The organism is Microcoleus sp. FACHB-SPT15 (genome assembly GCF_014849525.1).
In the GTDB taxonomy this organism is placed as follows: domain Bacteria; phylum Cyanobacteriota; class Cyanobacteriia; order Cyanobacteriales; family Coleofasciculaceae; genus Symplocastrum; species Symplocastrum torsivum.
Window position 1 is genome coordinate 421,894 of record NZ_JACJNU010000053.1, and the last position, 25,722, is coordinate 447,615.

The window sequence follows — 25,722 nt, forward strand, 5'->3', positions numbered from 1 at the left end:
TAAATCGACTAAAACTAAACGATTGAGGCAATTTATCCTAAGTCTCAGGCAAAACTTCTCCTCTCCTCCTTAGTGTGAGGATTTTCTAGGAGAAGCGCCGATTTTCTTTTGCTTTAGTAAAGTTCGTATTTTAAGAGGGTGCAGGCGATCGCACCATTGTAAACAGGTATACGGCGAGAGGCTCTTAGTCCCACTCGTTTCGCCAATTCCTTATTCCCAGTCAAAACAAACGCTGTCCAACCTTTAAAGCGTTGCTTCAAGACATCACCAAGCAGTTTGTAAAGATCGCCCAGTTCTTTAGCCTCTCCCAGACGTTCCCCATAGGGAGGATTGCAGATTAGAACTCCACTGTCGGCTGGTGCTTCTAGCTGGGATAGTTCCGTTTGGGTAAAGGTAACTTGATCAGCAACACCACATTGTTGAGCATTGGTGCGGGCTTGACTGATGATATCAGCGTCGCGATCGCTTCCTAAAATGGGTGCCTTGAGTTCCGGCAATTCGCTTTCGTTCGCTTCCTTTAGTAACTCATCCCATAACGCTTCGTCAAAATCCAGCCACTTCTCAAAGGCAAATTGCTGACGAAACAACCCAGGCGCAATGTTTAAGGCTTTTAAACTAGCCTCTAGGGGTAGGGTGCCAGAACCACACAATGGGTCTAAAAATGGTTGACTTGGCTCCCACTCCGCTATCTCCAACAGCGAAGCAGCAAGCGTTTCCTTGAGAGGCGCAAGTCCTACCGCAGGGCGATAGCCTCGACGATGGAGGCTTGTACCCGAACTATCTAAACTGAGAATGCAACGGTTTTCATGGATGTGGGCGTTGACCAACACATCAGGATTTTCGGTATCAATGCTAGAGCGTTGATCAAATTGGCGACGCTGTTGATCAACGATCGCATTTTTGACTTGTAGCGCTGTAAAGTGAGTGTGATTGAGTTTCTGATTGCCCCCTGTTGCATTTACTGCCAAGGTTTGGTGAGGTTGGAGGTACTGCTCCCAATTGATTTTGTAGACTTCTTGGTAAAGGCGATCGGCATCTGGACAGGGGAATTCCCGTAGCGTAACTAACACACGGAAAATGGTTCTCGCCCAGAGATTCACGCGATAGAGTAATGCCACGTCACCCACAAAATGCACCCCAGTAAAATCAGGACGTACTTGTGTCGCACCCAGACGTTCCAGTTCTTGGGCAGCAATTGGTTCTAGTCCACGGGCAACGGTAGCAAAGAATCTGTTATGCATAGCCTAAATTGCTTTTTCTTTTGCCTCACGTAGTGCTATATCCAAATCCCATCCGTTTGCATAGTACTCCATCCCACTCTTCATCTTTTGAAAGGCTGACGGAAAAGCCCAAAAACTCCAACGCTCACCTGGCGGTGTAAGCCTGATAGCTTGACGTGCTACCCAATACTTAAACCGTCTCCACCACCGATGTGTTGCTGATGGTGCTGGTTGATAGCGATCGCCTATCCACGAGAAATTTGAATCAACAATGATGTCTTTACCTGTCATCAGCCATGCATCAAGTATTGGACTTTCGTGAAGTTCTTGTTTTGAGTAGGGTTGATGTCTTGTATGAAGCTCAAGCAAAATTACTCCTGGACGATTCACTCCAGAGTTGGGTCTTGTGATCGGGTTGCATCCAGTTATTGGCTCAGTCCAACCGTCCCAAGGGTTTACTATGATTTCTTGGTCATAGCTACCACTCCATAGTGGTAGGAGTCCACTCGGTATATGCCACAGACTGTACTCACCATCCTTCAGGTCAGCAACAGAAGGTACAGCTTGCCACTTCCCACATCCGGCTGGTATGAGAAAGGCAATTTCCTCATCTTGATTTAACCAATCAACGAGGAGTTTGGCATCGCATTTATCTAGAAATACAGATAACCCAGGCATTTGCTGAATATCTTTGCATAAAGTTGCTGTGCTGAGTGCTGAGGATTTGGAACGAGTTGTTATCAAACATCAGCTTTAAACTAGCCTCTAGGGGTAGGGTTCCAGAACCACACAAGGGGTCAAAAAATGGCTGATTGTAGGCGATCGCGTTATGCTTGTTAACCTATTCCAAGGAGGTGATCAAAATTGCCTTCTCCTACATTCTCACGCAGCGTCTTGATAATCTTGTCGGGATTGTCGTAGGGGCCACTGACATAAAACGGCTTGCCATTACGACCACACTGGATTTTTGGTTCTCCACTCCACTCACCTAGATGCGATCGCGATTTCTCAAAATCAGGATGAGGCTTAAACCCTAACTGCCCCGCATAATCTATTGCGCTAAAAACTAATGCTTGGGCTTGTTCTAGAGTAATTTTCTGTGTTTCTTCAGCAAAGCCGTGATACACAGCATCTATGAATTGTAGATACTTCATCCGATTCAACTGGCGTGGACCAATGGTATCTTTAACACCCAGACACCACATATCCAACATATACGTGCAGACCGTTAAACGATTGTAACCAACTTGTCGGGTGACTGAAACAATCGCTAACCCACCGTTCATGTCCTCGTCTGATTCTGACTCTTGGGTAGCGTTATTTTCCAGAAATTTCTCAGCACAGCTAGCATTCACCAGGCACTCCACTACTGGATTTAGTTCTCCTGTAGCTGCACGGGTAAGTGTTGTTTGCTCAGCTTGTTCTTTAATTGCCGCACTTACCTCAGCCACCTTCAATCCCAACTTTCGGGCAATTTGCTTGGGTGTCAGCTTCTGAACTCGTAAATTAATAATTTCTTGCTGTTGTTCTGGTGTCATCGGTTTCTCCTAACCGTTTGCTCTCATACATAGAGTTGAAAAGCCGTTCTATCTCTAATGCTGAGCGAGTTTTACAATAAGTTGGCGCAAAATTTAGCTTGAACTTAACCAATCAATGTCAGATTCCCTCAGACTCCCTCAAAAACTAATGCTCCTTGGTTCAGGAGAACTCGGCAAAGAATTTGTGATTGCGGCTCAACGACTGGGCAATTATGTTGTTGCTGTTGACCGTTATGAGAATGCTCCAGCCATGCAAGTCGCTGATTGCTCAGAAGTTATTTCTATGCTAAGTGCTGAGGATTTGGAACGAGTTGTTACCAAACATCAGCCAGATTTCATTATTCCAGAAATTGAAGCGATCAGAACTGAGAAATTGCTGGAATTTGAGCAAAGAGGAATCACGGTAATTCCTACAGCGATGGCGACTAACTATACAATGAATCGAGACAAGATTAGAGAATTGGCTCATCAGCAGTTAGGCATCAGAACGGCTAACTATGCTTACGCAACGACTTTGGATGAGCTAATCGAGGTTTCTCAAAAAATCGGTTTTCCGAATGTTGTCAAACCCGTGATGTCCTCCTCTGGCAAAGGGCAATCAACTGTTAATTCTCAAGCTGAAGTAGAAAGGGCATGGAATTATGCAATAGAAGGGTCAAGGGGCGATACTCAAAAGATTATTGTTGAAGAGTTTATTCAATTTGAGTTAGAGATTACTTTACTCACCATTAAGCAGTGGAATGCACCGACAATATTCTGTCCAGCGATTGGGCATCGTCAAGAACGAGGTGATTATCAAGAGTCCTGGCAACCTGTAGCAATTTCTGAAAAACTGATTCGAGAAGCAGAGGCGATCGCAAAAAAAGTTACTGATGCTTTAGGTGGTGCTGGAATCTTCGGAGTAGAGTTTTTTCTCACTAAAGATGAAGTAATTTTTTCTGAACTTTCTCCCCGACCTCATGATACAGGCATGGTCACTCTAATCTCTCAAAACCTTAATGAATTTGAGTTACATCTCAGAGCTATTTTAGGCTTACCCATTCCTAAGATTGAACAACTCGGAGCTTCTGCTAGTGCTGTAATCTTAGCCAAAGATTATTCGGATTCAATTGCGTTTGAAGGTGTAGCTGAGGCTTTGTCAGAACCCGATGTCGATTTAAGATTATTTGGTAAGCCAGATTCCCGCCCGTTCCGGAGAATGGGAGTCGCTTTAGCTAAGGGAAACGATACCCAAGAAGCCAGGGAAAAAGCAAGTAGAGCAGCCAACAAAATAAAGATCGTGAGTTAATCTAACGTGTGGTTTTGCTTGGAGCGATCGCACTAGTGCAGTGCGGCAAAAATAACCCACCAGTCTAGACCGCTTCTGGGTAGCCTTCATCCTTCCACTCAAACGGTTTAGCCAGGGTTAGGTTGAAATATTCGATAAATGCCAAAATGCGATCTGCGCTAGCCTTCGGCAACGCCAAGGGCAAACGCAGCAGCGCTTCGCTATCACTTAAATCTTGAGTGGAAGTGAATCTCCCCCAATTTCTCTAACGACAATAAATTAGCCCTGCTTGGTAAGCCGGGCTGGGGAGTTCTTTAATCGTCCGGGATTCGTCGGGAGGAAGCGTCTTTCGCAGACGGTTCTGTGTACTCACAAAACACATTGAGTCCAATTTTAAGAATGTAAAGGACAACAACAGTTGCGATCGCTCTTTCAAGTGGAAAGCTATTAGTGGCTGCCACCCCTACCAAAGAGACAATCAACCCTGTGAGCAATGGTACACTCCTGGGATTCTTGTTGTAATCCGAGACTTGAGCGCAAAACCCCTCATTCCCACAGACTTCCTCTCGTAGTTGCTTGAGTGTTATCTGCAACAACGACTTGCCCTCCGGCATCTCCGGTAGGCTTCCGAATTTCTCGCTGTAGATCTCATTCAACGAGTCATCAAAACTACCGTTATTTTTGTCCAGAATAGCCAGAACCGCTTGTGCTGGGTCATCGTTTGGGAATATCTCCCGATAATCATTAATTTCAGCCGTGCTTAATTGAGCAGCCATAGTAAGCTTCGTTGTTTGAGTAAGCGATGTTCCCTAACCCTACCTTCCAGTGATAGAGACTGTCATGTCTCAAAGTCATCTAGAGAAAAGTCCGGCATATCCGGTGGAACGACAACACAATCAACCGTTACCTTGTGGCTTTCTCGTTGGCTGTAGATATCAACTGCGATCGCCTCAAACCGGATTTCTGTCGTACCAAATGGGATAAGCAACTGAGTCATCGCCTCCAGATTTCCTGCACCATCCGGTAACAAATCCACCAACCAACGGGGGCCATCCAGAAGCGATCGGCTTTGTCGATCTTGCAGCCACAGCTTGATACACAGCCGCGTCGGATGAGGCGGTAACTTGATACGGATAATTACAGGTTCTCCAGCCGCCAACTCAGTCGTAGGAACCAAGAGGACAGGGGCTGGCAATGGCGACTCCAACTCTTGCGGGGAAAGCGGTTCCGGTTTCGGTTCAGAACTAACCACCTCTGTCGGATAAGCCATTCCTGAAGCATCATGCTTGACTTCTGGTTGTTGAGTTAATTCTTCTTCGTCTTCTACAACAATTTCTTGAGCCGTCCAGTCTATTGTCTCAACCTCTACCAAAGGTGGCTCAGCTAATTCCTCCGCTTCTGAAGCCGTCTCCTCTTCAAAATTTGGTGGTTGTAGTTGGTCTACCTCCGCAGGGATATTCCCAACATCGTCAGAACCTTCCCACATCGATTCATCAAAATCAGCCAGTAGCCCATCAGAATTCAGCTGTTCTGTGACTTCAAGGTCGTCAGCGAGTGGAGCATCATTTTGCGGTGGTACGTCCTCCTCATCCGTTGGAGGATGAGACGGCGATAGCTCAAACTTCAGCCATTCCGATAATTCAGCATCGGCTGCCAGAGAATTCAGCCGCAACCAGAAACGGTCTTGTAGGTTCAAGGCTTGAAAAGCACTATCCACAGTCGTAGAGTCATTGGCAACAGGTGCCTCAGTGGATTTCTCTAATTCTGGCGCGTCCGACTCACTCTCCTGGGAATCAACATCTGGCGTAACAGTAGCTGGCACATCAATTGTCTCTGAGGTATCTAACTGAGAATTTGTCAATGCTGAAGGCTCAATCGTTTCAGCCACTTCTGGAGTATCTATCCCGGAATCTATTACAGAAACTGAGGAATCTGACCAGGAGATCGCATCCCAGGTACTCGCTGAAGAATCTGCCACAACGATATCGTCCTCAGACGTTCCCTCCTCAAATAGTTGTCCAACGTCCTGGAGTGAAGCAGCTTGCTCCAAAGCCTCAACTGGCTCCACCTCAACTGGCTCAGGAACACTTAGGGCAACGGGTGGCACCTTGGGGAGTTTAGGCAGTTGCAAAAATTTTGAGGCTTTGGGAGTAGGTGCAAATTTCTCAGGTGCAGATTTGTTAAGTTGTGGCGGTAGGGGCTGTCGAGATGCTGGCTGCAAGGATATAGGCTGATGACTTTTAGGAGCATCTACCAAGTCAAGTAATGCCTGATTGAGTGGTGGTGGCGCAGGTTCGGACAACTCTTCCTGAAGTTCTTCGGCAGCAGCAAGTTTGTTAGAGAGAACTAGCATTTTCGCGACAGGCATTGCCTTACTCGCCGGGATAATTGCTCCTAATAGCTCATCCAAATCAGCCGTCACACTAAACGGTTGACTTGCCAAAGCCCTTGAACTTGACCCATAAAGTACAGCTTTTCCTAATATCAGGCGAGTATTGCAGTCTGGCGGAATCTCTAGAGTATGGCGAAACGCTAACGGTAACTCCTGTTCCGGTAAGGGTTGTTCGACATTGAGCAAAACTTGTAGGGTTTGAGGGTCACGCAATTCATAACGTAGGGTGCCATGAAAAATAGAGTTCAAGGGACTCGACTGCTCACCGTTACTGAGCTGATTGACTTCCAACGCATCCACTTGCCCCGTAATCGTTAAAGGCTCACCCCGTCTCGCCACTAAAGCGTCTTCGTTAAGGGTTAGCATTACCCCTTGCTCATTGACAACTTCTTCTGAGAAGTCGGCATCAGGCGTTTCTGATGTCTCCTGACTAGAAGGCTCAGGTCGGTCAAATTCTTGCAAGACTGGCTCAAGCACCTGCTGGAGAATTTGCTCCAGCATTTGCAGCGACTGGTCTAAAATCGGGTTTGCCGCCGCCGTCACCTCTGCTGGATTGTTGGTGGCTGCTACTGGGGTTTCTGGATTGTTGTTTCGCTCAACTGGATGAAGGGGAATTATTTTGTCTGTTGTGGTGGCTAGTTTAGCTTCATTGAGTTGGGGAGCGGGGACTGAATCGACCTCAGAAATCAGAGAGGTTAAATCCTCCATCAATTGATCCATCTCAAGGTCTAGCTGTTCTTCCGTAAATTGCTCCTGATTCGCCCCTAAATCCTTGGTTTCCTCCATTATCTCATCCTGGTTATTGGAAAGGGCTAAGGCTACGGGGGAATGATACTTAGTTAAGGAAGGTGGGGAAGATGGGGAAGGAAGGGCAGAAATGATCTCATCTCCCTCATCTCCTTTCTGACTCGCTTCGCTACCGTTCAGACTAGTGATTTCGTTACTCTCCCTTAGCTCCTGATTCTCTTTCTGTGACAGATGGTTGGAGGGAGAATTGGCAATCAGTTCTGCTTGGGTGATGTCTGTTATTGGTGCTACAGATTCAGGAACTTGTAATACTTCGCTGGCTTTGGATAAGACTTCTAAACGAACCGCTTTCTTCCAGGATTTACCCAGCAAGTCGGACATAATATCGCCACAGCAACGTAACTCCCACGACCCTGGTTTAAGGTACGTGAAGGGAATTACAACCATTAACCCTTCTGGATTGGTACGACGCGATCGCTTCTGAAACCGTCGCTTGGGTGGGTCTTCTTCGGTACACTCATGCATCACGCAAATTTCCACATCAGTATTGGTGCAGCTTGAGTGAGCCACAACCCGATACCGACCCGCTTCGATTTTAAATTTTGGCGACTTAATGGGACGCCAAGAGCGATCGCCTTCTTTCTGGAGTAGAAATTCCCAATAATCCATAGTTGTTAGTGGTTCTTCTCGTAGCCATTAGTTTAGACGTTGGAAGGTGCTGCCGCCCTTGAACCTAATATCATCTAACGTCCTTTATGAAAATAGGCAAGGGCGGAAGATTTTCATCTTCGATGGCGGCAATTTTCCCATACGCCTGTAATTTAATTTCTTAAGTTTAATGTCTACCAGAAGATCGTTGACTAACAACTAATCAGCTTGTTGAATGTGAGCAATCTGGCGGCGTAAATCCTCGGCTTTTTCCAGCAAGTCAGCTTGTGCGATCGCTTCCTGTTCCTTAGACTTCAGCCACTTCAAATTCACTGTTTGTTGCTCTGCTTCAGCATCACCCAAAACCAAGCAAGCGACTGCACCACTGCGATCGGCTCGCTTAAACTGCTTACCAAAGGCACTCCCACTCAAGTCCAGTTCTACAGCAAACCCAGCCTGACGAAGCTTTTGCGCCAGTTTTAGCGCTTGTGATTCTGCCGCTTCGCCTTTCGAGACGACATAAAAATCGAGGGCTTGGCGCGGCGGTTGCGAGAGTTGTTGCAACAATAGTATCAAACGCTCTAGACCAATTGCCCAGCCGACAGCAGGTGTTTTTGCTCCACCCAATTCCTCTACCAGTCCATCGTAGCGACCGCCACCACAAACTGTTGCCTGCGCTCCCAAGTCATCAGACTGGATTTCAAAGGCGGTGTGGGTGTAGTAGTCTAAACCTCGTACTAAGCGAGGATTGAGCTTATAACTAATTCCTAAATCACTCAGTAACTGCTTCACCTGCTCAAAGTGACGCTTAGAATCTGAGCCGAGGTAGTCCAAAATACTTGGAGCATTAGCCGCAATTTCTTGAGTGCGTTTATCCTTGCTGTCTAATATCCGCATCGGATTACGAGTTAGACGCTCCTGAGAGTCTTTATCTAACTCATCCTTGTAAGGTGTTAGATAATTGACTAGCGCCTCTCGATACTGCTGTCGGTCGTCTGGATTTCCAACGGAGTTGAGGTCTAAATTCAGGTTAGAAAGTCCCAATGTTTTCAGGATATCGGTGGCGATCGCAATCACTTCCGCATCTGCCCGTGGGTCAGCACTACCAATTACCTCTACCCCTAGTTGGTGAAATTGCCGCTGACGACCCGCTTGAGGTCTTTCGTAACGAAACATTGGGCCTGTGTACCAAATGCGTTGTACACCTCCGGCTGCATAGAGGCTATTTTCGATAAAGGCTCGGACTACCCCGGCTGTCCCTTCTGGTCTTAGTGTCACAGAACGGGGTGGGGTAGCGCGGTCATTGAAGGTGTACATTTCCTTCCCAACCACGTCTGTCGCTTCCCCAATCCCCCGTTCAAATAACTCTGTTCGCTCAAAAATCGGGGGACGAATTTCCTGATAAGCCGCTCTCGTGAGAATCTGCCGTGCGATCGCTTCGACGTTCTGCCAATACCCAACTTCGTTTGGCAGTATGTCTCGTGTTCCTGGTAAAGCCTGAATCGAACCCATTAAATTTTCCGCTTCCAATCTACATCTCACGGCACGACTTCAGTCGTTACGTCTTCCCAAGCACCATAGCGATTTTGATAATACGCCAAAATTTGGTTCACCCGTTCTTGATTCTCTAAATCAACAGCCTCGGTGTACTGAATCAACAAGCCACCAATCTGACTGTCTCTGTAATCAAACTGTTGTGATGTCTGAGGAATCAACTCGGCTTCCACCCCTGTGACTTGCCGTAAATGAGCTGCCACCTCCCGATATATTGCCAAGGGTAACCCAGGACAACGGATTTGCGTTCGCCTTTGAAGCTGCTCATTAGGCGATCGCGGCTGTTCGTTCACTCCCTGCTGCACGCTCTAAACTCCTACATTCAAGCTTTACAGGTAGTACTCACACTTGAGACTAAACATTCGGCTGAACAACTGGCGGGGGCGGAGGTAAAGCGGCACTCGGTGACCCGGCTCCTTCAGCAGCCTCTACTGGGGCTTCTCCAACTGCTCTGCCAACCTCAATACCGTATTGCTCCAAAATCACCACCGGAGTAGGACCACGATTCAGTTCAATCCGCTTGACTAATACCTGTCCATTGGCTAACCGCTGTCCTGCTTGCACGTAACGGCTAGTTGGCTCATTCGGTACTTGCACAATGGCATTAGTCCGACCTCCAGCTTGAACAACTCCTGTTACTGCAATCGCCCGTGCAATTTCTGGTTCTGGTAACGGCGGCAATTCTGGTACTAATCCGGGCAGAGTTGGAGGTGGGGGAGGCAAAATAGGATTGCCATTGGCATTATTAGGACGACCCGATGTATTTGTATTGTTAGGACGGCTAGTTGCTGGAGGTCTTGCCGCCTGCCGAGTCGAGCCAGGGGCAACATTTCCTCTAGATGCAGCAGTTCCCCCTCCAGCTGTTCTTGGTTGATTCGTCCGGGTATTTCCACCACCGCCGGGACGTGGAAGTTGGGGAACTACAGGCACAGGTCTAGCTGTAGAGCCACCCCGACCCTGACCCGTTTGCGTCACTTCTACTTGCGGTTGCACTGGAACTACTGCAAATGGATCAGTCCGCCCTTTAGGAATCTGACCGATTCGTACTTCTGCTGGTAGAGATGGAACTAAGCCTGTCACGGCTGGCGCACTTCCCGGTTGCCTGGGTGCTACAGGATTAGCAAATGGTGTTGCGGCAGGTGAGGGTGAGGGTTGAGCAGTACGTTGGCGGCGAACAGGCGATGGGCTAGGTGTGATCTCACTAACATCCTCACTTTCGTTTCCCGCTGGGCAGCCCCCGATGAATAGAGCCACACCCACTAACACAAATAATGAAGCTTTACGCATTAATCTGTCCCCCAACCTTTATTACCAAGGCTGTCGAAATTACCCTATCAGAAATCGATCAATCAGCAGATATGTCAATAATCTATTATAGCTTTGTCGTGTTTAAGGAATAGTTGCTTTACTCTTGTTCTTTTCTTTACCGTTTAAGTGTCAAGAGCGAAAGGCTATGTTGAATGCCTATTAGCTTGGTAAAAGCTGTGCTAAATAACTCCAACTAATCAACTATCAAAATGTAGGGTTTTTGTGCGATCGCTTATGTGAGTTAGCACTTACTAAACCTGGTGATAGGGTGACTGGCTGTACCCTAGCGGCTAGAATGCAAGGATGAGTTGCACCGTCTTTCAATTTTAATGTTCGCTTCCAACCATTAACTTTTTCAGTGAATCTAGTCCTTTTTTAACGCGACGGGAAACCGTTACAACACTGATATCCAATCGTTCAGCCACTTCTTTTTGAGTTAGGTCGTGTAAAAACACGAATTCTAAAACATCACGGGTACGCTGTTCCAAGTGGGCTAAAGCCTGTTGTAGACGAATTTGGTCTTCTTGCGCTAACTGGAAACTCCGATAGCGAGGATCGGGGACAAGTTCGCCTAAGCTAGTGGAGCCTTCATCTGCATCCCCAATCGGTGTATCTAAACTTAGAGGTTCCCGGTTTTGATGAGCTAGCTTGATTTCTTGCCATTCAGCCAGAGAGATATCTAAAGCTGCCGCTATTTCAGAATCTGTTGGTTGTCGATTAAACTTACCCCGTAGGTTTTGGGTAACTTCCACAGACTGCTGTCGTAGTGCTAGCCAACGTCGCGGGATACGAACTGAACAACCGCGATCGCGTAAGTAGTGCTGAATCTCGCCACGAATGTAAGGAATGGCGAACGAACTAAAAGCGCTTCCCTTGGTTATGTCAAATCGCTCAACGGCTCGAATTAGACCAATACAACCAACTTGAAGTAAATCTTCATAGCTCTCAGTACACTGATTAACCCAGTGGTGAGCCTCTTTCCTAACCAGCCCGAAGTTGAGATGAACTAGTTGATTGCGGATTTTAGCACAATTGCCTAACTGGTACTCTCGCAACAACCGTAGGCTTTCGTGCTTCAGTTCATGGGTGACAGGAGTGGACATAGCATTAATTGGGTGGTAGAGCACAGTCTGATCAAAGACTCTTTTTCTAGTAGGAGTCCTCTTTAAAGGTAGTCGCTGTGATTTGGAACACAGCCATTAGCTATTTTGCACCCATGAGATGACGGACTTAAGCCGGGAAAAGATTGACGGCTTTTTAAAGTCTTCAATCCTATAACTAGTAGAGATGCTGTTTGACTAATCTTAACATTCAATCAAGATTTATTAAAACCGCAATTTCACTGACTTGAGTCCTAATAAAAACGGTATTTTTACTGAAACAGTCTTATCGCTCCCCAAGGCTTACTAGTGGTTCTTACAGCGATAGAAGAACAAGCTAATTACCATATAGCGGTTAACCGAGATTGTCAATAGCCATAGATTATCAAGTGGTTGAAACCACCAAAAGAGTGATTGTCGGTCTTTTGTGACCTCTAGGAGTGAGATTATTTGAAGCACCGAGCATTCTTGCAAAACTGTTGAGTTAAGGTACGAAAACTACATAAAATAAGGCTCAATTTATTCTCTCTACAGAGTGATTAGCAAGCGTTACCTTAACTAAGCTTCCTATTGAAGGTCTGTGCAATAAAAAAGGGGCATTTGCCCCAGTTTGACTATTTTTTAAGCAGCCAGTCAGCGCGTTACTCACCAAGGGAGTTAAACAGCGCTAAACTCTACACTTGTTCGGGTTCAATTCGACCATAAAAGATACCTCGAATCAGTACTTCTTTTGGCTCAGCCGCACCTAAGTCAGTATCTGAGGGCTGTTCGCTCTCAAACGTACCAGCAATTTCTCCAGTACGGCTATCGACCTTGGCGACTTGGAGGGAGATAGAACCAGGGATAGTTTCCACCCGCTTAACATTGGCACGAGTTAAGTCTTCCCGGTCAGCTTGAGAGGGAAGGGCGATCGCATTATCGTATCCAGATGCCACACCACGACCCTTCGGATCGAGGAAAACAGCTCCTCGGTAGGAGGGGACTTTAAACTCGCCTTCAAAGTCTGTAGAGGTGTTGATGCTGTCTAGACCTGATTGAGTCTTGGCAACTAGGTTTTTAATCGTGAACAGGAACGGTACTCGTTCACCACCCGGCAACTGTACTGTAATCGGTTGAAAGTCTAAACCATCTTTTTCAATAAAGGTTAGGCTTCCATCTCCACCAACTTTTAAGTCTCCTCGAACTTGGTCAAGGCTAGATGTGTACCGTGTCAACAACTTGCCTGGAATAAATTCTGCCTCTTGCCGCTTATTGGCGGGTTCTTCCTTGACAAAGAACGTCGTTGGCTGTAAGCACACATCCGTCAGTACATAGGACTGTCCGGAATCTAAGGGAATAGAACCGCGAGTAGTTTCTGCCAGTTGGGGACAGTTATTCGCGAGTCCTGTATTTCTGATCTGGTCATAGGTTAGTTTTTCTGTGCTGGTCGCATTAGCTGAACCATCACTACAAGCTGTTAGCACTCCTAAGCACAAAGCCAGGAAGGCAACAATGAAAGCGCGATACCTCATGGTCAACCTCAATCGTCAATCTCTAGATCTGAAAATTTCTGTTAGGGTTTTGCTATGAATTGGGTTCCAATGAATCGAAGTGAAACAACTGCTGTCCTCAAGACGCCGACAAGAGATGCCCACAATTCACTTTCTACCCATGCTATATTTTGGGGCACACGAATACTTTCGGTTAGCGCATACGTTCAGTTGAACTGCTGCGATAATTGAGCAACGTTCTTAGAATGGCACCGAATGCGTGAGCCTCCGTTCTTCTAAGAAAGCATTGTACACGGGAAGGGTCGCCTTTACTCGCTTGACTTAGCTCTCCCAAAGCCTCAGCTAACTTTATAAGTCAATCTTAATTTCTGTGAAATTGATCGCATGAACGGTGACAAAGATTTGGAGTCGCGGCAATTACAGGTCAAACTGCAAGCCATTACTGCCGATATTCGGACTTTAGCCGATAGCCATCAGGGTAACACTCTAGCGTTGCTATCTTTGCTTCGGGCTTTGGAGCATTCACATCGGGAGATTCGAGAAAACCTGTTTCAAGCCTCGCTGCCAGATAATCGACAGGCGCTCTATTCTCTCTTAAGAGATATTGAGGAAACGGGAGGCTGGCCGTACATCGATCGAATGAAGCTGCAATTGCTCTTGTGCAATCTTCTCTTGGAAGCAGAACCCGACGAAGTGTTGACGACTGACGTGAGCAAAGAGGGATGAGCGTCTTGAGCAGGGGAGACTCTTAGGGAACTCTATAAATAACCAGTAACGTCAGTTAGCACGAGCAAGACAGTGGGCGTCACAAGTGCTAAGATGCTGCCGTTGGTCTTGAAAATTTAGAAAAACAGTACCTTTTTGTGATACCGGTTGCCGTGCAATCAATTAAATTTGGGACAGACGGCTGGCGAGGGCTAATTGCCGCCGATTTCACGTTTGAGCGCCTCGCTTTAGTCGCACCTGTGGCTGCAAAAGTCTTGGCGGACGTTTATGGTGATTCCACCGGTAGTAACACACTAATTGTGGGTTACGACCGACGCTTCATGGCAGAAGATTTTGCCAAAAAGACAGCAGAGGTTGTGACAGCGGCTGGATTTGATGTCCTGTTCTCAGAGAGTTATGCTCCAACTCCCGCATTTAGCTGGGCAGCGAAGCAACAAAACGCTCTAGGAGCTTTGGTACTCACAGCAAGCCACAATCCTGGAGGCTACCTGGGATTAAAAGTAAAAGGCGCGTTTGGTGGGTCAGTTGCGCCAGAAATTACTCAGCAGATTGAAGCTCAACTCGGTCAGGAACTACCAGCAGTTGCCAAGCCTGGAAGTCTTCAGACGTTTAACCCCTGGTTAAGTTACTGCGAGGCATTGCGGGCAAAAGTTGATCTGCCTCGAATTCAGGAAGTTATCCGACAAGGAAAGCTAACTGTCTATGCTGATGTGATGCATGGGGCAGCAGCGGGTGGTTTAGAGCAAATATTGGGTGTTCCGATTCAGGAAATTAATAGTTCACGCGACCCTTTATTTGGTGGTGGTGCCCCAGAACCGTTGCCAAAGTACCTTTCTCAGCTATTCCGGGTGATGCGAACTCATCGGCGTAAAGAAGGTACGGAGTTGTCAGTGGGGTTGGTGTTTGATGGTGATAGCGATCGCATTGCTGCCGTCGATGGTGAGGGGAATTTCCTAAGCTCTCAAATTCTCATCCCGATTTTGCTCGAACATCTAGCAGAACGGCGTCAGTTTACTGGTGAACTCGTCAAAACGATTAGTGGTTCAGACTTGTTCCCCCGTGTAGCTGCCTTGTATCAGTTGCCCGTCTACGAGACTCCAATTGGCTACAAGTACATTGCTGATCGGATGTTAACAACTCCGGTTTTGCTAGGGGGTGAAGAGTCGGGAGGAATTGGTTATGGAAACCATATTCCAGAACGAGATGCTTTGCTCTCAGCCCTGTATGTTTTAGAAGCGATCGCTGAATCAGGACTCGATCTGAGTGACCTCTACAAACGCCTCCAGGAGCGCACGGGTTATTTCTCTGCCTACGACCGGATTGATTTACATCTGTCGGGGATGGACGTAAGAGCGCGTCTGCTGGAACAATTACAAACTCAGCCCTTAACTGAAATTGCTGGGCAGTCGGTGGTAGATTGTCAGACGACGGACGGATATAAATTCCGTTTAGCTAATGACAGTTGGCTGCTGATTCGTTTTAGTGGCACTGAACCTGTACTGCGGCTGTACTGCGAAGCTGCTACTCCTGAGGAGGCACGTCGCACCCTCAACTGGGCGAAGGATTGGGCAAATTCTGTATGATTTGTCTTTAGTCATTAGTGATTCAGTTGAATACAGGGCAACTATCAACCAACAACTAACAACCAACGACTAATGACTAAACTCGTTGTAGCGACAGGAAATCCTGGGAAGTTGCGGGAAATGCAGCTCTACTTGGAAGCTTTGGGGTGGGATTTGCAGCTAAAGCCACCTGAATTGGAGATTGAGGAAACGGGTGATACATTTACCGCGAATGCTTGCCTAAAAGCGTCAGAGGTGGCGAAGGCAACTGGAGAGTGGGCGATCGCAGATGATTCCGGTTTACAAGTCGATGCTCTTAATGGGGCACCAGGGGTCTACTCAGCACGTTACGGTAAAACAGACTCAGAGCGGATCGAGCGGCTGTTAGGGGAACTGGGTAATGAGCTGAATCGGGAAGCGCAGTTTGTTTGTGTTGTGGCGATCGCACGTCCTGATGGCGCGATCGCTCTCCAAGCGGAAGGTATCTGCCGGGGTGAAATTTTACGCGCTCCTCGTGGGACGGGTGGCTTCGGCTACGACCCAATTTTTTATCTACCAGAGCCAGGGTTGACGTTTGCCGAGATGAAGCCGGAGATGAAGCGGCAGTATAGTCATCGCGGCAAAGCGTTTGAATCTCTACTTCCTCAGTTGAGCCAGTTGGCTTAATCTGGGCTGGGGCAGTGGATGCCACCAGACACTAGTAGAAGCTGAGGCACTAACCAGGGATAGTACCTCAGCCTCTCCACTCAGGACTTACGCACAGACGCGACACATGGTAGGGGCGCAAGGTCTTGCGCCCCTACAGATGGTGGTTCAAAGATAAATTTGCGTAAGTCCTGTGCGTAAGTGCTACCACTTTGGATGGGATTAGTTAAACAGCTTCCAGATTCTTCTCTCCTGTCCGAATCCGAATGACCTGATCGACAGGACTGATGAAAATCTTGCCATCGCCAATTTCACCCGTTCGAGCAGCGGCAATGATTTTTTCTACCACCATATCAACCTGGTTATCCTCGATAACAATTTCTACCTTGAGCTTTTGTAGGAACTCAACGGTGTACTCAGAACCACGATAGCGTTCAGTCTGACCTTTCTGGCGTCCAAATCCCCGGACTTCAGAAACTGTCATTCCCACAATACCAGCGTTGACCAAAGCGATTTTCACTTCGTCTAGCTTAAATGGACGGATAATTGCTTCTACCTTCTTCAAGGTCTTAGCTCCTCACTAATTTGTCTATCTATACTTTGTAGAACAAGCATGACATTTTCTAGCACCGTCAAGCGCGAAACTTTTGTAACTCCTGTTACAGTTTGTTTTGAGAGCGATAAACCTAAGGCTATGCTTCGCTAACACCTGAGCGACTAGTTGTGCTTTTGGATGGATAGGATTACGCAAGAACAGGTAAATCCTTTGAAAGAGATTGTCCTGCTTGATCGAGGTCATCGTCTAGTGAGAAAGTGAGGCTACGGACTCGGATATCAGAAGCGGTGATATCAAGGGGTTCTTTCAGAACTGTCGGATAAATTAGAAACGCTTCAGAACACTTTGTCGCTTTGGCGTAGCTGATCATTTGATGAATGTCGGTATCTGCGGCTCGATCAGGAGCCTTGTACTTAGTATCCAGTACAGCTCGTGCTTCGCCAGTCGCCACATGGCAGAGCATCAAGTCAATACGAAAGTGCCGATTCTGACCAATTTCTACTGGATGCTGCTTTTTGAAAAAAAAGCCTTGAGGTGGGTTTTCCTGAAGCCATTCAGTGACAAAAAGTTCATACAGTTTTGCCATGTCTACCAGAAAAGGTAGCATTGCGCGATCGCCTCTTTCATGACTCACCCCACTACTTTCTAAGAAGAAGCGACAAAGCGCGTGTAAGGGTCGATAGTCTTCGTTCAGACGGTTGTAGAGTCGTCCAACGCAAGCTTTGGCAGAGCTAGGCTGAAGCGTCACAAAGCCTTGTAGGGCGTGATAGGCTTGTCGCACTGTTGGTGAGACTCGTTCTGAACACAAGCCACTGCGACCAATGATAAAAAGAGTCCAAGCGAGAATCTGATTTTCTTCAATGTCGCCGCTATATTCTTCGTAGTGGCAGCTAAGTTTGACATCCCAAGGCTTTTGGATAGCCTGCCGAATATTCAGCCGTCCTCGAACATACGCTAGCTGACCAGTTTTAGGGACATAGGTGCGATAGAATCCCTTATGTCCACGATCAAGAATGCGACGGGCTAAGAGATAAGCTATTTGGCTGTAGAAGTCTTCTAGGGATTGGCAATCTATTAATCCTTCAAGAAAGCGAAAGCTTTTGCTTTTCAGTTGGTAGGCATATTCCAACATCCCGAATAGATTTTTTAGCTGAACTTTGGGAAGTAGGGCGAGGTAAAATTCCGGAGTTAATGGAATATGACCAACCCATCCCTGAGAGGTTAATTTCCACTTACCGCCAGTTTGGATGGACGGAGATTCTACCTTGATCTGATTTCTATAGTTACGCCACAAGGCTTCTTCAATTGCCGGAGTAATTTCTTCCCGTTCAAGCTTTCTGGGGCTATATTCAGTCAACTCGATAGTTCGCTCCACATTCATGGACAAACCTGCTGTTTGATTTTGTCCCAGCGAAACTCGTCTACTTTTTCTAGCTGGTCATAAAAGTATTCTTCAAGATACGGCTCAATTTCCATTTGCCAGATATCTTCAAGTTCTTCATCAAGATTTTCTGTCAAAAAATAGGAGATGCCAACTTCGTAGTGTTTGTCTGCGATCGCATTATTCAACCGCTTCAGCATCTCAATCAGTCTGTCCACTGGAAAACCAGTATTTCTTTGGTGATACCGTCGCAGCACATTATAATTAGGACGAAGTTCGATGAAGGCAAATCGACGGCGTAAGGCATGATCGACTAGGGCAATAGAGCGATCAGCTGTATTCATTGTGCCGATGATGCGAACATTTTCCGGGATGCCAAATGGTTTGCTACTTCCAGCTAGAGGTATTTTTTTATCGCGGTATTCCAACAAATACATTAACTCTCCAAACACCTGAGCTAGGTTTGCGCGGTTGATTTCATCAATAATCAGAACACACAAACCTTCACAAAACTCTGCTTTTTTACAGAATTCTAGAAAGCGACCTGGAACTATTTGGTAATCAAGCCGTCCATCTAGCCTAGCTTGTGGACGAATGCCTTGAATAAAATCTTCGTAAGCATAGGCTGGATGAAATTGCACTAGTTCCATAAAACCATCACTGCCACCGATTATCTGTTTTGCGAGTTTGTCAGCAATGTATGTTTTGCCTGTTCCTGGTGAGCCATATAGAATTGCTTGTCCTTTGCGTTCAATAGCACGTACCCAGTCTTCTAGATCTGCTTCCTCAAAGCCAGTATCATCAGCACATTCAAACAAACTGTATTCTGGGTTTAGGCTGAACTCCTCAACCATTGATTGAGGTTTAGGTGGCAGTTTGAGCTTTCTAATTAGTTTATGAGAACATATAGTGGTAAGCCACTCAAATGCCAATGAATTTTCTGCCGTGGCTTTGTTGATGATTTCTTGGTCAGTTTTGTAGGAGTAACTCTCTTCCTGACCTTCATCACAGTCCACAGGGGCTGTGTACGTTTCACCAATTCGATAAAGGGAAACAAAAAGTTTTGACTCACTGCCAAAATCGTCTAGCAGCGCTGCTGTAACATGAGGACGATATTTTTTAGCTAAAAACTTTAGCCCAATTTCGTATCTATTTTCATTGTCACTGAGGTTCCAATTAGGATCGCCAGCAATTAATTGTCCAACTTGAAATGGATTAATTTGCAGTTTTTTCGCCCACGGAAAGTAATCCGGTTCGATGTATTTTCCCCAAGCAACCCTACAAAATCCGAGGTAGAAATCAATAAGAGCAAAGAAACAAATTATGACCTGGCAGTATTCAGTCTTAGTTGAGTAGGTAGTAAGTCCGGCTTTAATTAAGCTCTCCCAAGCTTGTTTTGCCCATTCTACCTCTCGTTGATCGCCCCATGCATAAAAAGCAAGTTGAGCTGTGTACTCTACTTTACTCCATGTGAGAGTTCTTGTATTGCTCATATTACCTATGTCCTTTACACAGCTAACTCGACTAGCGACTCACTGCTATTGAAGCGCGATCACACTCTTCAATACCAACCCTAAACTCCGTCTGGCTCTTTCCGTAGCGTAACCGATGCCAGCAAGTAGACTCAGCAGCCAAAGGCGCGATCGCTACTCGCTCCAAACTGTTATCTGGCTCACACAATAACGATTACACCGCTTAACTTAAGCTTCTCCAACTAGCCGTAGAACCGCATCAATGAACCTTTGGCTAAAATATATTCTCTGCTCGGTCATTGCATCCAACAACGGCTTCACCGCTACAATTTCTCCTACTTGCTTTGCCCGAATTAAAATACCCACAGAACCGGAAACATTAAGATTGAGCGATTCTGCAACTTTTCGAGCGGTCAATTCATCAATCAGTACCAACTGTGCTTGTCTCTCCAAAGCTAAAGCAATTACTTCAGCTTCTCCTCGATCCAGCTTTGGCAGTAGCAAAATAACCTGTTGCTCAGAAGTAATAGATTGGATGCCGATCCAAGTTTCTTGCTGTAGGTCAATGAACCCTGGTTGACCTTGAGGATAAGCAGAAATTTCATCAGCTACTGCCTCAGGGATTACCAGATTCTTTACCATCTTTTGCAGCAAGGAAAGCTGCCCTATTTTTGCAAAAGCAATCAAAGGAGTGGCATTACTAATTATCATCATTGTCAAATCGCAACTGAGTAATACCACTCAATTCAGTATTTAGATCCGATTCGTCATAATCAAAAATCACAATTCCTTTTTGGGATAAAATATCCATAAAATCCAGACGATTCATTCCTGCTAATTCCGCTGCTTTACCCAAGGAGAGCTTTTTTTCTTGAAAATAAGCGATCGCAGTTAACAGCCGCATTCTATGAAGCAACTCGACTGAACCAATTTTTAAGGCGGCTAGGACATCCTGAGAAACTTCAAAAGAAATCATTTCTGGGTTCATAAAAACACCTCTAGCTAGCTTGGTTCAGTAGAGTACAGTCTTAAAGAGCCTGAAATCTACTAATTCAAAAGTAGCACTGGAATACTATCGCGCCTCAATCCCAACCCTAAAATCCATTTGGCTCTTTCCGTAGTGAAAGTCTGCCTCTAGCGGATTATCTCCAATAGCAGTGGTCAGGTGGTTAGGAAAGCTGGCAACCTAAATTTATAACAAATATAAAATCATAAAGGATAAAAAAATGAGATTTTCAAAAGCCGAACCCTACGAAAGCCAGGGTCGTAATTACCAGTTGTGGGTTGTAGAGACTGTTAACGGCTATAGTGCTGAGGCTATTAAGGACACTCAAGAGAGCCTTAAAACTTCTACCCTAGCTTACCCATCAGCGAATGAAGCGCTGGATGCAGCCAGAGCAGTAGCCGATGCTGATGCTCAAAGAGTCCTTCACCTGAGGTAACATCCTCTTTCGCCCCCCTAGCCCCCAATTATGGAGGGAACCTGAATTCAAAGTCCCCAAAATTAGGGGATTTAGAGGGCATTCCAGGATTTATGCAAGACATCTAATTATTTATGCGATCGCGCCTCAGTTGAAATACAGATATGCCATAGCCCCTGAAACATCCCTTTACAATATAGTGGGCAGAAAAAGTTGAGGAGGCTAACTGGTCAATGCTTACAGAGGGTGCTCTATTAAACGAGGCATGGGAAAGGCTTGAAGCGTCGATTCTTAAGTATGGCGAAGAACCAGTTGGGACAGTAGCCGCAACTCCTGAAGCTGGTGTAAAGCAATACAATTACGGTCACTGCTTTATCCGCGATTTTGTCCCTTCCGGGCTTGCTTTTCTAACTAAAGGAAGAGGAAAAATTGTAGCTAATTTCCTCAAACAGACGTTGAAATTGCAGATTAATCACAACAATATTGAAGAAATTAGAGCGCACATGGATGGTGCTAGACCAGGCATAGGTTTAATGCCAGCTAGCTTCGAGGTGGAGGAAGAGAATGGAGAACCAGTTATTAGAGCTGATTATGGTGAACGGGCGATTGGGAGAGTAACACCTGTTGATTCTTGCCTCTGGTGGCTCATCTTGTTGCGTGCTTATACGAAAGCAACAGGCGACTCTAATCTTGCCCATGAACCGGAATTCCAAGAAGGTATCAAGTTAATTCTGGAACTGTGCTTGGTGAAGCGATTTGATATGTATCCAACGCTCTTGGTTCCAGATGGCGCTTTTATGATTGACCGTCGTATGGGCGTTTTTGGGCGTCCTTTGGAAATCCAGGCTCTATTTTACGCAACTTTGCTTGCAGCCGATGAACTACTCCTGCCCGAATATAAAATCCCCGTCCATGACGAGATACAGCAACGCCTAGCGAGGTTAAAGATACACATCCAGCAGCATTATTGGATAGACCTCGATCGCGTCAATGAAATTCATAGATATGAAAACGAAGAGTTTGGGGAAGAAGTTGTCAATAAATTCAATATCTACCCAGATTCGGTTCCTACCTGGGTAGCTGAGTGGCTTCCGAAACAAGCAGGTTATCTAGCCGGAAATCTTGGCCCAGGGTGGATGGATTTTCGCTTCTTTGCGCTGGGAAACCTGATGTCCATTATCTGCTCCCTAACTGATACTCAACAGTCACAAGACATCATGAATCTCATTGCGAGAAAATGGTCGGATTTGGTGGGAGATATGCCCATGAAAATCTGTTTTCCAGCCGTGGAAGATAAAGAATGGCAATGGGTTACGGGATGCGATCCTAAAAATATCCGTTGGTCATATCATAATGGCGGCAATTGGCCAGTATTGCTTTGGTTTATGGTTGCAGCCGCTCAGAAAACGGGTAGAACAAGCCTTGGCGACAGAGCGATCAAAGTTGCTGAAAAACGCTGGCTTGAATATAAAGATAAAGATAAGTGGCCAGAATACTACGACGGGAAGAAAGGCACGCTGGTTGGGAAAAAAGCGATGAGATATCAAACCTGGACACTCGCTGCCTACATCGTGGCAAAAGACCTAATGGAAAACCCCCAGCATTTAGAATGGATTACCTTTGAAGATTTTGAAGTAAGTGAAAAGGTAGACCTATAATTTCTAGTCTGCTGTTACCGTAGCCAATGGGTAGACTCAGTTATCAAAAGTGCGATCGCCTCAGCTAAACTGTTTCTTGACCGCCAACATGACAACATCAGCGAACCCAAAAAGCGACTGAATTAACAATCTGGTAATGATTGGCGATCGCTGCCATACTTCTCTTAATCTCTTCTCTATTCGCCTCTGGGGTTCATTCTCATCAAAGGCTCTCCTCCCCTATGGCAAAATTTAGGTAAGCTCGTCCTCTTTTATTGTTCCCTGCATGACCGCAACAACGCCCAACCTGCAAACTCAATACGACCCTACGGCTACGGAAGCTAAATGGCAAAAGTTCTGGGAAGAACACCAAATCTTTAAAGCTGATCCCAATCACGACGGCGAACCCTACTCCATTGTGATTCCGCCGCCCAACGTGACTGGCAGCTTGCATATGGGTCACGCCTTTGAACATGCCCTGATTGATACCCTCATCCGCTACCACCGGATGAAAGGGCGTAATACTCTGTGGCTACCCGGAACCGACCACGCCAGCATTGCCGTATCTACGATTCTGGATAGGCAACTGAAAGAAGAGGGCAAAACTCGCAAGGACTTGGGACGCGAGGACTATCTTACTCGTGCTTGGCAGTGGAAAGAAAAATCTGGGGGTACGATTGTTGGACAACTACGACGCTTGGGTTTGTCGGTCGATTGGTCGCGGGAACGGTTCACGATGGATGAAGGCTTATCCAAAGCGGTGCTGGAAGCCTTTGTCCAACTGCATGAAGAAGGGCTGATTTATCGAGGCGAGTACCTAGTCAACTGGTGTCCTGCCACTCAGTCTGCTGTCTCAGATTTAGAGGTGGAAAGCAAGGAAGTAGAGGGCAATCTTTGGCACTTCCGCTACCCCCTCACAGATGGCAGTGGTTATGTGGAAGTGGCAACCACTCGACCGGAGACAATGCTAGGAGATACGGCAGTTGCTGTTAATCCTCAAGATGAGCGATATCAACACCTAATTGGTAAGACGCTGACGTTGCCACTGATGGGGCGAGAAATCCCGATTATTGCCGATGAGTTAGTTGACCCAGCGTTTGGGACAGGTTGTGTGAAGGTGACACCTGCCCATGACCCGAATGACTTTGAGATGGGTCAACGTCACAAGCTGCCGTTCATCAACATTATGAATAAGGACGGCACGTTAAACGAGAATGCCGGGACGTTCCAAGGGCAAGACCGTTTTGAAGCCCGGAAGAATGTGGTGCAGCAGCTAGATGCCGAGGGCTTCTTGGTGAAGGTAGAGGATTACAAGCATACCGTGCCCTATAGCGATCGCGGAAAAGTCCCCGTCGAACCCCTCCTATCAACTCAATGGTTTGTCAAAATTCGTCCCCTCGCTGACCGCACGTTAGAATCCCTCGACGAGCAGAATTCACCCGTATTTGTGCCTCAACGGTGGACGAAGGTTTATCGCGATTGGCTGGTAAAGCTGACAGACTGGTGCATCTCGCGGCAACTCTGGTGGGGACACCAAATCCCAGCTTGGTATGCAGTCAGTGAGACGGGGGGACAAATTACTGACTCAACTCCGTTTGTGGTGGCAAAGACTGAGCAAGAAGCACGGGAAAAAGCAATTTCACAATTTGGTAGTGATGTCAAGCTAGAGCAAGACCCAGATGTTCTCGATACCTGGTTCTCGTCGGGACTGTGGCCGTTTTCAACCATGGGTTGGCCGGAACAAACTCAGGATTTAGCGACTTACTACCCGACCACTACATTAGTTACGGGTTTTGACATTATCTTCTTCTGGGTTGCCCGGATGACGATGATGGCAGGACACTTCACAGGGCAGATGCCATTCCAGAATGTTTATATTCATGGACTGGTGCTGGATGAGAACGGCAAAAAAATGTCTAAGTCGGCAAATAATGGGATCGATCCCCTGCTGTTGATTGACAAATACGGCACAGATTCTCTGCGCTACACCTTAATCAGGGAAGTGGCAGGTGCGGGTCAAGATATCCGTTTGGAATACGATCGCACAACTCAAGAGTCGGCATCAGTGCAGGCATCCCGGAATTTTGGCAATAAACTGTGGAATGCTGCCCGGTTTGTGATGATGAATCTGGATGGCAAAACGCCGCAAATGCTAGGGAACCCATCCTTGCAAGGAAATCTGGAATTAAGTGATGGCAAAGCGTCAGCGAGTCTTCAAGCGTCTCGCTGGATTCTCTCGCGCTTTCATCAAGTGGTGCGTCAAACGAGTGATTATCTGGATGCCTTTGGTTTAGGTGAAGCGGCGAAGGGACTCTACGACTTCATCTGGGGTGACTTCTGTGACTGGTATATTGAACTAGTTAAATCACAATTACGTGAAGATGCCACGTCCCAATCTCGGCAGATTGCTCAAGCAACCCTTGCCTATGTACTAGAAGGCATTCTGAAATTGCTCCACCCATTCATGCCGCATATTACTGAAGAAATCTGGCATACACTCACCCAAACAACGGAGGATTCCCTCGCTGTTCAACCTTATCCTGAAATCAACTCTCAGCTAATTGATCCAGAACTGGAGCAACAGTTTGAGCTGCTCATTGGTACAATTCGCACAATCCGCAACCTTCGGGCTGAGGCAGATGTGAAGCCAGGGGTGAAGGTGTCTGTTATTCTGCAAAGTGGGAGTGATCTGGAACGCCAAATCCTTGAAGCGGGTCAGTCATATATTCAAGACTTAGCCAAGGTGGAGGCATTGACAATTACCCCAGAATCAGGAGAACTCAAAAGAACGATGGCGGGTGTCGTCGGCACGATCCAAGTCCTGATGCCCCTCGCTGGCGTTGTAGATGTAGATGCCCTCTCTGCTAAGTTAAAGAAAGATTTAGCGAAAGTGGAAGCGGAAATCAAAGCTCTTTCTGGGCGTCTAGCCAATCAAAACTTTGTTAGCAAAGCTCCAGCAGAAGTCGTACAGGGTGCGAAGGAAGCGTTGGCGGAGGCCGAAAAGCAAGCGGAAATTTTGCGATCGCGCCTCAATCAAATTGCAACAGAATCTTGAATA

24 protein-coding genes are annotated in these 25,722 nt (G+C 46.6%); 7 read left to right on the top strand and 17 right to left on the bottom strand.

Annotated elements, in window-relative coordinates; genetic code table 11:
• Positions 1-113 precede the first annotated feature (113 nt).
• Genes H6F98_RS20955 through H6F98_RS20970 form a run of 4 tightly spaced genes read right to left on the bottom strand, consistent with a single transcriptional unit; the run spans position 114 to position 2,758 of the window.
• On the bottom strand, positions 114-1,241 hold the full coding sequence (locus tag H6F98_RS20955; RefSeq protein WP_192220625.1) for a class I SAM-dependent RNA methyltransferase: 1,128 nt from the start codon (positions 1,239-1,241) through the stop codon (positions 114-116).
• Between the two features lie 3 nt (positions 1,242-1,244).
• Positions 1,245-1,898, bottom strand: coding sequence for a hypothetical protein (locus H6F98_RS20960; protein ID WP_192220626.1), 654 nt, complete (start codon positions 1,896-1,898; stop codon positions 1,245-1,247).
• Complete coding sequence (locus tag H6F98_RS34645) at positions 1,870-2,043, bottom strand: hypothetical protein (protein ID WP_396812818.1); 174 nt, start codon at positions 2,041-2,043, stop codon at positions 1,870-1,872. Before H6F98_RS34645 ends, H6F98_RS20960 begins: the two co-directional genes overlap by 29 nt.
• A 13-nt stretch (positions 2,044-2,056) precedes the next feature.
• Positions 2,057-2,758: a sigma-70 family RNA polymerase sigma factor gene (locus H6F98_RS20970; protein ID WP_192220628.1), complete on the bottom strand. Its 702-nt coding sequence runs from the start codon at positions 2,756-2,758 to the stop codon at positions 2,057-2,059.
• Positions 2,759-2,873: 115 nt separating this feature from the next.
• Here H6F98_RS20970 and purT point away from each other — a divergent pair, with 115 nt between their 5' ends.
• Complete coding sequence (gene purT / locus H6F98_RS20975) at positions 2,874-4,046, top strand: formate-dependent phosphoribosylglycinamide formyltransferase (RefSeq protein WP_192220629.1); 1,173 nt, start codon at positions 2,874-2,876, stop codon at positions 4,044-4,046.
• 293 nt (positions 4,047-4,339) lie between these two features.
• Here the strand turns inward: purT and H6F98_RS20980 are convergent, their stop codons facing one another.
• From H6F98_RS20980 to H6F98_RS21010, 7 genes are all read right to left on the bottom strand, one after another.
• Entirely contained in the window at positions 4,340-4,801 is a 462-nt protein-coding gene (locus H6F98_RS20980; protein ID WP_192220630.1) for a hypothetical protein, read from the bottom strand.
• 62 nt (positions 4,802-4,863) lie between these two features.
• A complete protein-coding gene (locus H6F98_RS20985) occupies positions 4,864-7,833 on the bottom strand; it encodes a hypothetical protein (protein WP_192220631.1) in 2,970 nt (989 codons plus the stop codon).
• A 198-nt stretch (positions 7,834-8,031) separates the two neighbouring features.
• Complete coding sequence (gene hisS / locus H6F98_RS20990; RefSeq protein ID WP_192220632.1) at positions 8,032-9,324, bottom strand: histidine--tRNA ligase; 1,293 nt, start codon at positions 9,322-9,324, stop codon at positions 8,032-8,034.
• 26 nt (positions 9,325-9,350) lie between these two features.
• Positions 9,351-9,659 (bottom strand): hypothetical protein, encoded by a 309-nt coding sequence (locus tag H6F98_RS20995; RefSeq protein WP_192220714.1) that lies wholly within the window; start codon positions 9,657-9,659, stop codon positions 9,351-9,353.
• A gap of 61 nt (positions 9,660-9,720) precedes the next feature.
• Positions 9,721-10,653: a hypothetical protein gene (locus H6F98_RS21000; RefSeq protein WP_192220633.1), complete on the bottom strand. Its 933-nt coding sequence runs from the start codon at positions 10,651-10,653 to the stop codon at positions 9,721-9,723.
• 347 nt (positions 10,654-11,000) lie between these two features.
• Positions 11,001-11,777: an RNA polymerase sigma factor SigF gene (locus H6F98_RS21005; RefSeq protein WP_192220634.1), complete on the bottom strand. Its 777-nt coding sequence runs from the start codon at positions 11,775-11,777 to the stop codon at positions 11,001-11,003.
• A gap of 671 nt (positions 11,778-12,448) precedes the next feature.
• Positions 12,449-13,285 carry a photosystem II manganese-stabilizing polypeptide gene (locus tag H6F98_RS21010; RefSeq protein ID WP_192220635.1) on the bottom strand — a complete coding sequence of 279 codons (837 nt, stop codon included), beginning with the start codon at positions 13,283-13,285 and terminating at the stop codon, positions 12,449-12,451.
• Between the two features lie 363 nt (positions 13,286-13,648).
• Here H6F98_RS21010 and H6F98_RS21015 point away from each other — a divergent pair, with 363 nt between their 5' ends.
• From H6F98_RS21015 to rdgB, 3 genes are all read left to right on the top strand, one after another.
• A complete protein-coding gene (locus H6F98_RS21015; protein ID WP_192220636.1) occupies positions 13,649-13,990 on the top strand; it encodes a hypothetical protein in 342 nt (113 codons plus the stop codon).
• A gap of 152 nt (positions 13,991-14,142) precedes the next feature.
• Positions 14,143-15,573, top strand: a complete 1,431-nt coding sequence (locus tag H6F98_RS21020) for a phosphoglucomutase/phosphomannomutase family protein (RefSeq protein ID WP_313929906.1) — start codon at positions 14,143-14,145, stop codon at positions 15,571-15,573.
• 72 nt (positions 15,574-15,645) lie between these two features.
• Positions 15,646-16,218 carry an RdgB/HAM1 family non-canonical purine NTP pyrophosphatase gene (gene rdgB, locus H6F98_RS21025; protein WP_192220637.1) on the top strand — a complete coding sequence of 191 codons (573 nt, stop codon included), beginning with the start codon at positions 15,646-15,648 and terminating at the stop codon, positions 16,216-16,218.
• Positions 16,219-16,423: 205 nt separating this feature from the next.
• Here rdgB and H6F98_RS21030 read toward each other — a convergent pair whose 3' ends face one another.
• The 6 genes from H6F98_RS21030 to H6F98_RS21055 form a co-directional block, all read right to left on the bottom strand.
• Positions 16,424-16,762, bottom strand: coding sequence for a P-II family nitrogen regulator (locus tag H6F98_RS21030; protein WP_192220638.1), 339 nt, complete (start codon positions 16,760-16,762; stop codon positions 16,424-16,426).
• A gap of 178 nt (positions 16,763-16,940) precedes the next feature.
• Entirely contained in the window at positions 16,941-18,134 is a 1,194-nt protein-coding gene (locus tag H6F98_RS21035; RefSeq protein ID WP_192220639.1) for an McrC family protein, read from the bottom strand.
• The gene (locus tag H6F98_RS21040; protein WP_192220640.1) at positions 18,131-19,627 is read right to left on the bottom strand and encodes an McrB family protein; all 1,497 of its coding nucleotides are present in this window, start codon (positions 19,625-19,627) and stop codon (positions 18,131-18,133) included. The genes H6F98_RS21035 and H6F98_RS21040 overlap by 4 nt, the downstream gene beginning before the upstream one ends.
• Before the next feature lie 31 nt (positions 19,628-19,658).
• Positions 19,659-19,814, bottom strand: coding sequence for a hypothetical protein (locus tag H6F98_RS21045; protein WP_192220641.1), 156 nt, complete (start codon positions 19,812-19,814; stop codon positions 19,659-19,661).
• A 20-nt stretch (positions 19,815-19,834) separates the two neighbouring features.
• Positions 19,835-20,320, bottom strand: a complete 486-nt coding sequence (locus H6F98_RS21050) for a DUF3368 domain-containing protein (protein WP_242058617.1) — start codon at positions 20,318-20,320, stop codon at positions 19,835-19,837.
• Positions 20,307-20,594 (bottom strand): UPF0175 family protein, encoded by a 288-nt coding sequence (locus tag H6F98_RS21055; RefSeq protein WP_192220642.1) that lies wholly within the window; start codon positions 20,592-20,594, stop codon positions 20,307-20,309. Before H6F98_RS21055 ends, H6F98_RS21050 begins: the two co-directional genes overlap by 14 nt.
• 238 nt (positions 20,595-20,832) lie before the next feature.
• Here H6F98_RS21055 and H6F98_RS21060 point away from each other — a divergent pair, with 238 nt between their 5' ends.
• The 3 genes from H6F98_RS21060 (at position 20,833) to H6F98_RS21070 (ending at position 25,719) form a co-directional block, all read left to right on the top strand.
• A complete protein-coding gene (locus H6F98_RS21060; RefSeq protein WP_192220643.1) occupies positions 20,833-21,048 on the top strand; it encodes a hypothetical protein in 216 nt (71 codons plus the stop codon).
• 212 nt (positions 21,049-21,260) lie between these two features.
• Positions 21,261-22,685, top strand: coding sequence for a glycoside hydrolase 100 family protein (locus H6F98_RS21065; protein ID WP_192220644.1), 1,425 nt, complete (start codon positions 21,261-21,263; stop codon positions 22,683-22,685).
• Between the two features lie 265 nt (positions 22,686-22,950).
• On the top strand, positions 22,951-25,719 hold the full coding sequence (locus H6F98_RS21070) for a valine--tRNA ligase (protein WP_192220645.1): 2,769 nt from the start codon (positions 22,951-22,953) through the stop codon (positions 25,717-25,719).
• Positions 25,720-25,722 lie beyond the last annotated feature (3 nt).